Below are 12,490 nucleotides of genomic sequence, written 5' to 3'. Positions count from 1 at the left end.
CAGGAGGTGTCGTGCAACCTCACGCGATGTACTGCTACACCTGTGGCTCGGACGAAGAGCACCGCCCCATCACCGATTCCGAGAAGGTCTGGCTCAGGAACCTCACCGGTCAGAAGAACGTCGAAGCGTTCTTCATGTGCACGAAATCGGGCTGCCGCAATCTGCGCACCGGCTTTAACAAGCATCCCTTCGACCCCGTCATCCGTGTCCCGCTGCCTGACTGACCCCCAGGTCCTGCTCGGGCCCTGCCCGCGCCAGCTCTGCTCCACAGGGCGGGCGTAATCATTCGCGAGGCTCTCCCGTACGAGGGACGGCCGGGAAGCCGTCCGATGCGTGCAGGAGGTCTGAGGTACTTCTGCCCCAGACAGTGATGAGGATCTCTCAAAATCCCCACGTGCGCTCAGGCCGGCCACTCGATTTGAGTGTGAACGAGTGGCCGGACCGTCCAGCCGGCAGTCAGCTCATCAGGGCTCGGTGGGGAGCTTCGTGAAGGATGCGATCGGCGGTCTGCTCGGGAGTGAGGTCCGCGGTGTCGAACCACCAGCCGACATCGCCGAGCTCACGCTTCATGTCGGCATCCAGGGCTTCGTAGCCGTCGAAGTCGAAACGCTCCCGTGGATCACGGATGGTGTTGCGGTACCGGCACACCTCGATGCCCGGTGCCAGAACGACGAAGAAGACCTGCCGAGCCGGCAGGAGAGAGACGAAGAAGTTCAGCTGCTCGCGGTCGGGGATCACCGAGTCGATCACGGGTGTGAAGCCGGCGTCGGAAATGTTGTTCGCCAGCGTGCACAGATTGCGGTTGCACAGCTCCACCTGCCGCGCCGCCTCGTCGGCAGGCTCGCCAAGAGCCCAGACGCGACCACTGACAATCAGTGTGCTGATGAAGTAGCCGTCGATCCGGGCGGAGCGTGGTAGCCGGCCGGCGACCAGCCTGGTCACCGTTGACTTCCCCGCCCCCGGCATCCCCGTCACGATCAGGCAGCTCGACCTCTCAGCATCGATCATGACCGGCAGCGTTGCAGGACGCGTGTTGGTCGGCAACCGCATTTCCACGAGGGTTCGCCGGCAGGCCGGACAGCTCAAGGTGAGGAAACTACGCGAGCAGATCTGGGAATCCCTGAGCGAGTAGTGGGGATTTTCAGGAGCGCCATCAACGGCGAGGATGCTGATGGCGCCCGTCTCGATCCGTAGCAGACGCCGCGGAGCATGTGTCCGGCTGCGGGGCGGCGCTGCCTGCACAGTGATCCAGGAGTGGGACGAGCGGCGTAGCGCACGCACCGGCACCCCGCAGGCCACCGCCCCGCGGGTGCGGGAGCAGCGACCGGACAGCACACCAGCCACAATCACGGGCGTACGGCTATTCCCTGGTCGTCGCGCTGGTCGGCCGATCGCGTCAGGCAGCCTCCGTCATCCCGTGAAAGCCATCGGTATCCCGTCCGGGCACGGCCGGACAGCGGCCATGCGGCGGCTCGTCCTTCAAGCCCCACCGCCCGTGGTCGCCCAGGCTCTCGGCTACCACAACAAGAGCGCGACCCGCATAGCCACGGAAGCGGGATCCCCTGGAGCCGATACGCACCCCGGAGACCACACCCGGTGAGTCAACAGAGACGTCTACGAGCCCAAGCTCACGCCGACGCGCGTCAGTACTTCGTGCGCCAGTTCACCTCGTGGCCGTTCACCGTCCAAGAAGACGGTGTCGACGGGCAAGGCATCCGCCGCAGCCATACATTCCGCGATCTGAGCCTTGCACCACCGCCGAGCAGCCTCGTCACGCTCAGGATCATGCGGCGCGACAGTGCGAGCGTCGATCCGCTGTGCCAAGACCTCGGGAGGGACCTTGAGGAAGAAGTGGTGAACGACCACATCCGCTTCATCCAACGCGCCAAAGATCTCGCTTACGTACTGCGGGTTGACCAGCGTCATCGGGGCCAAGATCGGACGTTCGTACTCCTCCAGCAGGCCCACAGCAAGGGTGACCACCTGTCGCCGCCACAGCCGCAGGTCCTGGAAGTTGCCGGTCGGCACATCCACGATCTCCCTCAGCACATAACCAACCTGCTCAGGGTCGTACATCAAGGCTTCAGGCCAGCGCCGGTGCAACTCCTCGGCCAGAGTCGTCTTCCCACTGCCGAAGGCACCGTTCACCCAGACAATCACACAGTTCTCCCATCCTCAGCCGCTGGCAGCACCCCCACGCTATGCCCGCATGATCACCAGCCGGCGCCGGGACCGGGAATTACAACGAGTGATGACTGGTGCATCACCAGCGCTCCACGACGGGGAACACCGCTTACCCGATCAACGACCCTCTAGCAGTCTCAACCCCCTACTTTTCCGCAGAGTTGGCCGTTCACCTCTCGCACGGGCGGCGGCCCGGCCTCTACCGTGATCAGGGGTGTTCATCGCCCCCACAATCGACCTCGCCACCGGGTGGTGCTCAGGTTTCCCGGTAGGGTTCCGTACCGCGCATGAGTCTGGGGCAGGACAGCGGCTACTCGACCCTGAACGGGATCTGTTTCGCCGCTGCCCCCGCTGCCCCGACATTGGGTCCCTGCTGTCAGGTTTGACGGGCGGAGGACGCGAGGCGGTCGGCGAGAGCGGTGACGAGGTTGCGCAGTTCATCGGGGCGCTCGATGACGAACGGCCGGTCAAGTGAGGCGAGTACCGGCGGCAACCAGTCGAGGTTTTCCGCCCGCAGCTCGACTCGCAGCCAACGCTCGGTCGCCGGATCCGCGCCTGCCGCGGGCGCAGGCTCCTCCAGGCTCGCAACGCCGGCCGGAAGGCGGGCGCGGATCTGATCGGCCGTTCCGTGGATCCGCAAGGTCACCTCATACCGGTACTCAGCCGTGGCGAACCCTGACAACATACGCTGTGCCGGATCAAGTCCGGCGGGCGCCTCGAATGAGCCGGGGAGGGTCCTCGCGCCCGCGATGCGATCGAGCCGGAAGGTCCGGTCCTCGCCGATCTCGGGGTCCATGCCCGTGACGTACCACCGGCCCGAATGGGCGACGATCCCGTACGCGTGCAGCGGGCGTTCGCTGCGTCGGCCGTCGCGGTCGGTGTATCTGATCGAGACCGGTCGTCGGTGGCGTACCGCATCGGCGACGGTGAGCAGTACCTCAGCGTCCGGGTTTGCGAACTGGCCGGGCGGAGCTGTGAATGCGAGGGATTCCAGGACCGTGTCGAGCCTGCGGGCCAAGCGCTCGGGCAGCACCCTGCGAATCTTGGCCGCAGCCGTCTCGCTCGCCGTATCCGCCGTCGTCATCAGCCCTCCTCGGCGGCCTGCGACCAGGCCGAGCAGCACAGCGAGCGCCTCGTCGTCGCTGAGCATGAGCGGAGGCAAGCGGTATCCGGAGGCGAGCCGGTATCCGCCGTAGCGGCCCCGCACCGCCTCCACCGGCACGTCGAGGTCGATCAGCTGGTCCACATACCGCCGCACGGTCCGCCCGTCGACGCCGAGCTGGTCGGCGAGTTCAGCCACCGTCCGGATGCCGCCCGACTGCAGCAGTTCCAAGAGAGTCAGCACGCGCCCGGTAGGTCGAGACATATTTCAGAGTCTACTCGAATACGGGACAGATTCTGTCCACTATTTGACCTAGCCTGCGGAGGTACGGCTCCATCAACCTGGGAGAACACCATGGACTTCGTCTCGATCCGCATCATCACCAGCGACGTCGCGCGCCTCGTCGAGTTCTACGAGAAGGCCACAGGGGTGCCGGCGACCTGGGCCACCGAGGACTTCGCCGAACTCAATACCCCCAACGCCACCCTCGCGATCGCCGGCACCCGGACCGTCCCACTGTTCGCTCCGGGTTCCGCCCGCCCGGCGGACAACCACAGCGTGATCATCGAATTCCTCGTCGACGACGTGGACCGCCTGCACGGGAACCTGACCGGCTTTGTCACCGACTTCGTCAACGAGCCCACCACGATGCCCTGGGGCAACCGGTCGCTGCTCTTCCGCGACCCCGACGGCAACCTCGTCAACTTCTTTACCCCGGTCACCCCGGCCGCCATCGAGAAGTTCGCTCGTTGACGCCAGACACAGCCGCCCGCGCGGGAGCCCTGTGATCCCAGGGCTCCCGATGAACGCGTCTGAGCAGCCCAGGGGCGCCAAGGGACAGCCGGGGGGACGGTGAAGGGGCTGCCCAGGCAGCGGAGTGGCTCAGGCTGCCGGGGTGTTCAGCACGTACCTGCGCGAGGCGTGCACCTCACTGCGCAGGGCGGCCAGGTCGACGTCCAGGACCTGGCCGTTCCACTTTCGGGGCTCGCCATTGATGAATACCGCGCTGATGTTGCGGGCGTCGGAGCCCAGCACGACGGTGCCGATCGGGTCGTTGAGCGGCATGTTGTTGAGATCCTCGGCCCGGATGACCAGCAGGTCGGCCTTCTTGCCCGCGGTGAGCGAGTACTGCTCCTTGATTCGGGTCAGATCGCCGGGCCACTGCCGGTCCCAGTCGCCGAAGTGCGGCCCCATCGAGGCGTGCACACCACGGATGCCGGTGCTGACCAGGGCCTCGATCGCGGCATTGGAGTGCTCGCGGGTACGGGAGTTGTGGGAGAAGTCGAGCATCGTCGTGATACCGCTGTCGATCGCGGTCAGGGCGGCCAGCCTGGTGCCGATGTACATGTCCTCGGGCCGGAGGGAGGTGGTGAGCTGTCGCAGGCGGCCGAGGCTGCTCGAACACCAGCCTCGGCCGCGCCCCCTTCGGCAACCAGGTCGCCGTTTCCCCAGGTGTGACACACCCAGGATCTGGCCCGTCGTCGCGCCGACCTCGAGGTGCCTCTATGGCTTTCACCGAGCTCGCACTGTCGCTATCAGGGTGTTGGTCCTGTATCCGATCCAGCCGCCGACCCGCGGGCTGCCGGTCAGGTCCGCGGCGGCCGGCATGCCCGCCTCGGGGGCGGTGGCCCGGCCCGGGGCGTCGGTACCGGCTCACACCACGGGCCGACCGGCCACGACCAGCGCCCGGACCCGCTCCGGCCGGGACACAAGTGTGGCCGGAGGGGGCACATCCGCGCCGGCCATCGCCCCGATCAACGGGTCCATCGTCAGGATCCGGGCATGGGCTCTGACCAGGACAGGCAAGCCGATCGATGCACCGGCGATGGTTGATTTGCCTGCGCGGGTCAGTCAGCGGCCCTCCAGGTAGCCCCTCGCTCGGGCCATCAGCTCTGCGGTGTGATGCCCAAGGAGCGGATGAGCTGGGTCAGTTCTTCACGGAAGAGCTTTTCCGGGCTGAGGGCCTGGGTCTGCAGGTGGCCGTAGATCTCCAAGGACACCAGGCCGTGCAAGTGGCTCCAGATACGCAGGGCAAGGGCCACGGCGGCCGGAGGCAGGTCGGGGAAGGCCGGACGGACCTTGTCCAGCAGACCGGGGTCGAAGTCAGACCACACGAAGTCGCTGTCCCTGTAACGGGATTCAGCGTGGCTCCAGGCCACGGCCGCGAGTGCGGTGATGCCGGTGCAGACACGGTGGGCGGCTTCCGGGGCGGCGCCGCCCTCAGGGGACCGGTAGCCGGGGACAGGGTCGCCGTAGATGAGGCGGAAGCCCTCCGGGTTGGCCAGTGCCCAGTTCCTGAAGGCGTGGGCCCATGCCTCGATCCGGGCGGCCGGGTCCTGGACGGGGGCGGCGTCCCAGGCGGCGTCCACAGTGTCGGCCAGTGAGGTGTAGACGTTGTTGATCAGCGTGGTGACCAGGTCGTCGCGGGTGGCGAAGTAGCCGTAGATGGCGTTGGCCGTCATGCCCATCTCGCGCGCGATGGCTCGCAGCGTGATCGCGTCGGGCCCGCCCGAGGCCATCAGCTCCAGCGCGACCTTCTTGATTTCGGCGGTTGTCTCCGCCCGCAGTCGCTCACGGCGGCCCTTGATAGTTCCCTCGCTTCCCATGACCGCTCACTGTACAGCGTCACTATATTTTCGTCCGTATTGAAACTGCACGGCGTATAGTTATTGCGCGCCGTGAAGAGACGGCAATATGAGCAGCTACCAAGGGGAGCCATGCACATTGGAGTCATCGGGGCCACGGGCGGTATCGGCAGTCGCGTAGTCACCGAAGCTCTCGAACGGGGGCACCACGTCACGGCCTTCAGCCGTGACGCCACGCGGATAGAGGAGGACAGGAAGAACATTGTCTGGAAGAGCGTCGACGTTCTCGACGTCGACAGTGTCGCCGCCGGCATACCCGGCCTGGACGTGCTGATCAGCGGATTCCAGCCCGGCAACGCCGCCAAAGACATCGCCGACACTGTGGCCCGCTCGATCGCCGATCCCACGGTGTACGTCACCGCCGCGCGAGCACTCCTCAAGGCGCTGGAGAGCCACCCACGGACCCGGCTCATCGTCATCGGCGGCGCCGGCAGCCTGGAGATCCAACCCGGAGTCGTACGGGCAGACTCCGACGAACTCCTGCACGAGGCCCTGGATGCGATCGGCCTGCCGAAGGAGTACGCCGCCGCGGTGCGCGGCCACCGGGACGCCCTGAACGTGCTGCGCACATCCAACCGGCTGTGGACCTACTTCAGCCCTGCGGAGGACATCGCGCCAGGTGAGCGTACGGGCCGGTTCAGGATCGGCGGCGACCAGCCGGTCCTCGACGCGGACGGGCGCAGCCGGATCTCCATAGAGGACGCCGCCGTCGCCCTCGTCGACGAGGCGGAGCTGCCGCGCTTCGTCCAACGCCGCTTCACAATCGGCTACTGACCGACGCCGGCGGACCAAAAGGCACAGGTCTCCCGGGTGATCACAGAGCCTCGCGACTCCATGATCGCCCGGACCTGTGCCTGTCCTGCTACCGGGGACCCCAACTGCACCTATCTGCGCGACAAACGGCTGAGCACATAAGTCCATACGCGGCGGTGCACGATGGACTCGTACGCGACTGGGTTCGTATCTCCGGTGGCTGGTGGCTGATCAGCAGGCCGTCTGTCGGGCGAGCACCAGTGCGATGCCTGGCTTGCGGCGGAGATCAGGTCGCACTTGATCCTTCACAACGGCCTCGTGGGCCAAGCCGGTAGGGGCTGATCGCTCCCGCGCATCGGACCGAACACGAAGTGGGGGTGAACCGATCCGGGATCAGTGGAGGCTCTATGCGTTGTCGGTGCGGCACTGCGCACGGACCGGCGATGCAGGGCGGCGGAGTGAGCCAGATCATGGGCATGGCGGAACATGGATGCCATGCGCCGGCTGATGTTCCCTTGACGACATGAACGCACATCATGAGGTTCCCTTTCCCACTCCGTCCCACTGGATCGATGGCCGCGCCGTCGCGGGTTCCGGGCCGCTGATCGACGTCGTGAACCCGGCCGACGAGTCCGTGATCGCTTCCGTGCACGAGGGCACGGTCGAGGACGTGGACAACGCGGTGGACGCCGCGCTCGCCGCCTTTCCTGGTTGGTCGTCGACGTCGCCCGAGGAGCGCATCGCCGTCATGCGGCGCCTGGCCGAGGGGATGCAGAAGCACTCCGAGGAGCTCGCGGCCACCATCACGCTGGAGATGGGCGCCCCGATCGGCTTCTCGCGGCAGGCGCAGGCCGGATTCCCCGTGGCGTCCACACTCGCCGCGATCACCGCGGCCGAGAAGTACGAGTGGACGGAGGTGATCGAGAACTCGCTCGTCATCCATGAGCCGATCGGCGTAGTGGGCGCCATCACCCCGTGGAACTTCCCGCTCCAGCAGCTGGTGACCAAGGTCGTCCCGGCGATGCTGGCGGGCAATTCCGTGGTGCTCAAGCCGTCGGAGATCTCTCCCCTGAGCGCCCGGATGTTCGCCGAGATAGCCACCGAGGCCGGTCTGCCGAACGGTGTGTTCAACGTCGTGCAGGGCAGCGGCCCGGTCGTCGGCGAGGCCATTTCCCGGCACCCGAAGATCGACATGATCTCCTTCACCGGGTCCACCCGCGCCGGCAAGAGCGTCTCCGTCGCCGCCTCCGACACGGTCAAGCGGGTCGCGCTCGAGCTGGGTGGCAAGGCGGCCCACATCGTCCTGCCCGAGGCCGACCTCGACTTCGCCGTCCAGCGCGGACTGGCCTACGCCTGGGCCAACGGCGGTCAGGCCTGCGGCGCCTACGTCCGCATGCTCGTGCCTGAGGACCTTCAGAAGACCGTGATCGAGAAGCTGCGCGCCGCCGCCGCGGAGTACACGGTCGGCGACCCCGCCGACGAGACCACGCGGATCGGTCCGGTCGCCTCGGAGGCTCAGCGCCAGCGTGTGGACAGCTACATTCGGCGCGGTATCGCCGACGGCGCCACGCTCGTGGTCGGCGGCCCGGGCAGGCCGGAGGGCTTCGAGACCGGCGCCTACGTCAAGCCCACGATCTTCTCGGACGTCGACCCCGGATCCGTCATCGCCCAGGAGGAGATCTTCGGCCCCGTCCTGGTCGTGATCCCCTACACCGACGACGACCACGCCGTGGGGATCGCCAACGGCACCGTCTACGGCCTCAGCGGTGCCATCACCGGTGACGAGGAACACGCCATGGCGATCGCCCGGCGCCTGCGCGTCGGCCAGGTCGACGTCAACGGTGGCAATCACAACTTCCAGGCCCCGTTCGGTGGTTACAAGCAGTCCGGCAACGGACGGGAGATGGGCCGCGCCGGCATCGAGGAGTTCCTGGAGACCAAGGCGATCACCCGCTGACCCACCACGCCGCCGGACCCCGGAAAGCGGCCCGGAACCCCGTCCGGGCTTTCCGGGCCCAGGGCGGCCGTGGACGTCCCCCTCGTCCGCGGCCGCCCGTGCACGTATGGTGCTGGACAGCACACTCCCCCGGGGAATCAGCGGTCGGCCCGCGTCGCTCCAGCAATCGCGGTCCTGAGCGACGGCCCCGGCCGACGCGGCGGCATCCCTCCCAGCAGGGCGCGTCATCAAGTATCGCGGGAACCGTCCAGGACCGACAGATCCTGTCGCGGAACATCACCAGCCGAGAGAAAGGACAGCTATGGCGGACCGAGCAGGCCTGGCGGCCTTTCTGCGGGCGCGCCGTGAGGCCCTTCAGCCGGAGGACGTCGGGCTGCTCCGCGGGCGCCGCAGGCGTACCGGCGGGCTGCGCCGCGAGGAGGTGGCGGCGCTGTGCGACATGTCGGTCGATTACTACAGCCGGCTCGAGCAGCCACGAGGGCCCCACCCATCGGAGCAGATGCTCGCCGCGATCGCCCGCGGTCTGCATCTGTCGCTGGAGGAGAGGGACCATCTGTTCCAGCTCGCCGGGCACGCCCTGCCCCGCAGGGTGCGGCGCGGCGACCACATCAACCCGGGGATCATGCGCATCCTGGACCGGCTGGAGGACACTCCCGCGCAGGTGATGAACCACCTGGGCGAGACGCTGAAGCAGACGCGCCCGGCGGTGGCGCTGCTGGGTGACGAGACAGCCTGCACCGGGCCGGCGCGCAGCGCGCACTACCGCTGGTTCACGGATCCCGCCTCCCGTCTGGTCCGCCCCGAGAGCGACCACGCCGAGCAGAGCCGTCTGATGGTGGCGGACCTCCACGGCACCTACACCCACGACGGCGGCGACTCGCGTGCCGCCGAACTCGTCGACGCGCTGCTTGAGGAAAGCCCCGAGTTCGCCGGGCTGTGGCGTGAGCGCCCGGTGCTGGGGCCCTACTGCGCCTCCAAACGCTTCCGGCACCCGCAGGTGGGGACGCTGGAACTGGACTGCCAGACGCTCGTCGACCCGGACCAGTCCCAGCGGCTCCTGGTCTACACCGCGGTACCGGGCACCGAGAGCCACACCAGCCTCCAACTCCTGTCCGTCCTCGGCCAGTCTCTTCAGACCTGATGGCTGCGTATCCGCTGGTCAGCACAGAACGTCGGTGGTCACGGACCCCTCCGCATAAGGAGGGTTACCCAACGTCCGGTCAGCCGGTTGTCCGCGGAGCGGCGACCGGAACCATCCGTCGAGGTGCCACAGCCCACCGGTATGGCGGCACCTGCCGTTGTCTCTCCTGGCAGCTGCGCCAACGGGGGCTGTCCGCCTACGATCTCACCGGGCCGACGTGTCACACGCGCCCGTCGGACACGAGAGCGAATCACTCATTGCCTCGCCTCTCACCTGACTGCACCCGCGTGCCTGCTCCAGTGTGTTTCGATGGCCGTGGCGACCTCGGCGGGCCTCTGCAGTACTGGCCAATGGTTGCAGTCGAGCCTCACGACCTCCGGAGCACGCAGTGAGGCTGCGAGCTTCTCACCGAACTCGATCTGGCAGGCGGGATCGAGCACGCCCCAGAACACCAGACACGGCGCGGACACCTGCGACAGCGCCGGCTCCCACTCCGCCCCCATGGTCAGGGCGGAGCGGTAGAGCCTGAGGATGCTGTCCTTCATGGGCTCGTCCACGCCGCTGACCATCTCCCTGGCCAGGTCAACGGGGACATCGAAACCCGCCACCACATCATCGGTGAACGATTCCGGTTCCAGTTCACTCATGAAGCGGTCGCCCTCGATCGGGTCCTGCCAGATCTTCGCGAGCGGATGCCACACATACGCGGCGCTGACCGGCCCGTTGCCACCGGCCCAGGTGCGGACCAGATCGGGCCGCAGGGAGGCGACGCGAGCGGTGAGGATGCAGCCCCAGTCGTGGCCGACCAGGTCCACGGGTTCACCGACCCGCTCCAGCCGCTCGATGAGCCAGTGGACGTATTCCTCCTTGGTGGAGCCGAAGCCGTCCGGCCGCGGCACGCCGAACCCGGGCAGGTCCCAGGCTTCCACGTCGGTCCGGGTCAGATGCCGACGGACGCCGTCCCACACATGGTGGGTGTCGGGAACACCGTGAATCAGGATCGCAGGCATGAATCGAGGTCCTTTGTCGTCAGAGGTCGCGCGCCGGAGGCCGGGGACGGCGGATCTCCCGATTGAGTCAGCCGAGCGGAACCGCACATGAGTGGCGTACCCGCTCCCGGCGTTCAGCGCCCGGTCCGTTCCAGCACGTGCACCACGGACTCGTGCAACCGTGTGCGGGGCGTCCCCTAGACGGTACCGCCTGAACGGTACCGCCTGAAATGGCATTCTGACACACTGTGTTCTGACGATGTCACATGCTGGTCACACCTCGCGCACGGTGCACGCCTGGTTCTGTCGCGGCCGGCCGGTCCATGGTCCAGCGTCAGACGGATCGTGCCGCGCCCTGCGCGGACGCTGGTGCCCAAGCGGTGATCCACCATCAGGAACTCGTGCCGAAGTAAGCCCAACTTGTTCGTTGTCACGTCGAAGTGCGGGTGGCACCGCCGATGCGTTCCTGGGCACGGGCCGGGGGCGGGCCCGGTCAGTCCTCCTCGGTGCTCGCCGTCACGTGCCCGCCGACGCCGTCGGCGACGGCCGCCGACAGCAGTGCCGGCAGCAGGCCGGGGAAACGGGCCTCCAAGCCGGCGCGACGCAGGGCCACGAAGCAGCGAGTGCCCTCTTGGCGGGTCTGCGTGACGCCCGCCTCTCGCAGCACCTTGAGGTGATGGCTCAGAGTGGACTTGGCGACAGGGGCACGGAACTGGCCCCAGCCGAGTTCGGCGCCGTCGGACAGCACTCGGACGATGCCGAGCCGTGTCGGGTCGCTCAGCGCTCCCAGCAGACGCGGCAGCGTGATCTCGCTCTCCGCGTGCAGTGATGAGTGATCCGGCATGGGGATGATATTACCGCTTGTTCGGTAACTCACGAACTTGCACTCTCACGGACGGATGGCCATCCATTCGATGTGATGCACGTCACGGCACCTGCCCTGTCACAGTTCACCGGGTCATCCCGGTCAGTAGTGTGTATCCGCACTACGGCGAGGAGAGCACACCATGGACGCGCGTCTCAACTATTTCGGCAATGCGTTTGGTGCCAAGGTTCTGAAGCACATCAATTCGGCTAACAAGGTGGTTTCGGACTCAACGCTGCCGCACACGACACAGGAACTGGTGAAGATCCGCGCGAGCCAGATCAACGGCTGCGGCTTCTGCACCGACATGCACACCAAGGACGCCGCCCACGCGGGAGAGACCCAGCAGCGCCTCAACCTGGTGGCGGCCTGGCGGGAGGCCACGGCCTTCACCGACGCCGAACGCGCCGCACTGGAGCTGGCGGAGCAGGGCACCCGGCTCGCCGACGCCGCCGGCGGGGTCACCGACGAGGCCTGGGCGAACGCCGCCAAGCACTTCGACGAGGACCAGTTGGCCGCACTGATCTCGCTCATCGCCGTCATCAATGCCTACAACCGCATCAACGTGATCAACCAGCAGCCCGCCGGGGACTATCAGCCCGGCCAGTTCGGCTGAGCCTTCCGGCACAGCCGGACACGTGCCGTCCGTCTCCGCGTCACCCCTCCCCGGCCGGCGGCGGGGAGACGGACTTCCGGCCCGGCCGGTCACGCCCTCCCTCCGACGCCGGAGGGATTTCTCGGGCATCAAGCCCGCCCGCCGCACCGCCGGCGTCATGCGCGGCACAAGCCGTGACAGCGCGACCGCGGACTCCGTCGTCGCGCGACCTGCCCGCTCGCCCGCGTGTCAGGCGTAG

12 protein-coding genes and 1 pseudogene are annotated in these 12,490 nt (G+C 67.4%); 6 read left to right on the top strand and 7 right to left on the bottom strand.

The window, feature by feature from the left end; genetic code table 11:
• Positions 1 to 26 precede the first annotated feature (26 nt).
• On the top strand, positions 27 to 224 hold the full coding sequence (locus ACIRQP_RS37310) for a hypothetical protein (protein WP_403898803.1): 198 nt from the start codon (positions 27 to 29) through the stop codon (positions 222 to 224).
• Positions 225 to 456: 232 nt separating this feature from the next.
• On the opposite strand, the gene ACIRQP_RS37305 is transcribed toward ACIRQP_RS37310, so the two are convergent.
• The 3 genes from ACIRQP_RS37305 to ACIRQP_RS37295 form a co-directional block, all read right to left on the bottom strand.
• A complete protein-coding gene (locus ACIRQP_RS37305; protein ID WP_403898800.1) occupies positions 457 to 1,050 on the bottom strand; it encodes an AAA family ATPase in 594 nt (197 codons plus the stop codon).
• A 564-nt stretch (positions 1,051 to 1,614) separates the two neighbouring features.
• Positions 1,615 to 2,160 (bottom strand): AAA family ATPase, encoded by a 546-nt coding sequence (locus ACIRQP_RS37300; protein ID WP_403898797.1) that lies wholly within the window; start codon positions 2,158 to 2,160, stop codon positions 1,615 to 1,617.
• Positions 2,161 to 2,560: 400 nt separating this feature from the next.
• Complete coding sequence (locus tag ACIRQP_RS37295) at positions 2,561 to 3,550, bottom strand: helix-turn-helix transcriptional regulator (protein ID WP_403898794.1); 990 nt, start codon at positions 3,548 to 3,550, stop codon at positions 2,561 to 2,563.
• Between the two features lie 90 nt (positions 3,551 to 3,640).
• On the opposite strand from ACIRQP_RS37295, the gene ACIRQP_RS37290 reads away from it, so the two are divergent.
• Positions 3,641 to 4,039, top strand: coding sequence for a VOC family protein (locus tag ACIRQP_RS37290; protein ID WP_403898791.1), 399 nt, complete (start codon positions 3,641 to 3,643; stop codon positions 4,037 to 4,039).
• Between the two features lie 129 nt (positions 4,040 to 4,168).
• On the opposite strand, the pseudogene ACIRQP_RS37285 reads toward ACIRQP_RS37290, so the two are convergent.
• Both ACIRQP_RS37285 and ACIRQP_RS37280 read right to left on the bottom strand, forming a co-directional pair.
• A pseudogene (locus tag ACIRQP_RS37285) lies at positions 4,169 to 4,678 on the bottom strand (amidohydrolase); the annotation flags it as partial.
• 494 nt (positions 4,679 to 5,172) lie between these two features.
• The gene (locus tag ACIRQP_RS37280; protein ID WP_403898788.1) at positions 5,173 to 5,892 is read right to left on the bottom strand and encodes a TetR/AcrR family transcriptional regulator; all 720 of its coding nucleotides are present in this window, start codon (positions 5,890 to 5,892) and stop codon (positions 5,173 to 5,175) included.
• A gap of 111 nt (positions 5,893 to 6,003) precedes the next feature.
• On the opposite strand from ACIRQP_RS37280, the gene ACIRQP_RS37275 reads away from it, so the two are divergent.
• The 3 genes from ACIRQP_RS37275 (at position 6,004) to ACIRQP_RS37265 (ending at position 9,782) form a co-directional block, all read left to right on the top strand.
• On the top strand, positions 6,004 to 6,705 hold the full coding sequence (locus ACIRQP_RS37275; protein WP_403898785.1) for an NAD(P)-dependent oxidoreductase: 702 nt from the start codon (positions 6,004 to 6,006) through the stop codon (positions 6,703 to 6,705).
• A gap of 502 nt (positions 6,706 to 7,207) precedes the next feature.
• Positions 7,208 to 8,641: an aldehyde dehydrogenase family protein gene (locus ACIRQP_RS37270; protein ID WP_403898782.1), complete on the top strand. Its 1,434-nt coding sequence runs from the start codon at positions 7,208 to 7,210 to the stop codon at positions 8,639 to 8,641.
• 301 nt (positions 8,642 to 8,942) lie between these two features.
• A complete protein-coding gene (locus tag ACIRQP_RS37265; protein ID WP_403898779.1) occupies positions 8,943 to 9,782 on the top strand; it encodes a helix-turn-helix transcriptional regulator in 840 nt (279 codons plus the stop codon).
• Between the two features lie 269 nt (positions 9,783 to 10,051).
• Here the strand turns inward: ACIRQP_RS37265 and ACIRQP_RS37260 are convergent, their stop codons facing one another.
• Together ACIRQP_RS37260 and ACIRQP_RS37255 are read right to left on the bottom strand one after the other, a co-directional pair.
• On the bottom strand, positions 10,052 to 10,792 hold the full coding sequence (locus ACIRQP_RS37260) for an alpha/beta fold hydrolase (protein WP_403898776.1): 741 nt from the start codon (positions 10,790 to 10,792) through the stop codon (positions 10,052 to 10,054).
• 472 nt (positions 10,793 to 11,264) lie between these two features.
• Positions 11,265 to 11,615, bottom strand: a complete 351-nt coding sequence (locus ACIRQP_RS37255) for an ArsR/SmtB family transcription factor (RefSeq protein WP_403898773.1) — start codon at positions 11,613 to 11,615, stop codon at positions 11,265 to 11,267.
• 163 nt (positions 11,616 to 11,778) lie between these two features.
• On the opposite strand from ACIRQP_RS37255, the gene ACIRQP_RS37250 reads away from it, so the two are divergent.
• The gene (locus ACIRQP_RS37250) at positions 11,779 to 12,252 is read left to right on the top strand and encodes a carboxymuconolactone decarboxylase family protein (protein WP_403898770.1); all 474 of its coding nucleotides are present in this window, start codon (positions 11,779 to 11,781) and stop codon (positions 12,250 to 12,252) included.
• Positions 12,253 to 12,490 lie beyond the last annotated feature (238 nt).

Source organism: Streptomyces sp. NPDC102274 (assembly GCF_044766385.1).
In the GTDB taxonomy this organism is placed as follows: Bacteria; Actinomycetota; Actinomycetes; order Streptomycetales; family Streptomycetaceae; genus Streptomyces.
The sequence above is the reverse complement of the archived record's forward strand: the minus strand, read 5'-3'. Positions and strand labels throughout refer to the sequence as shown.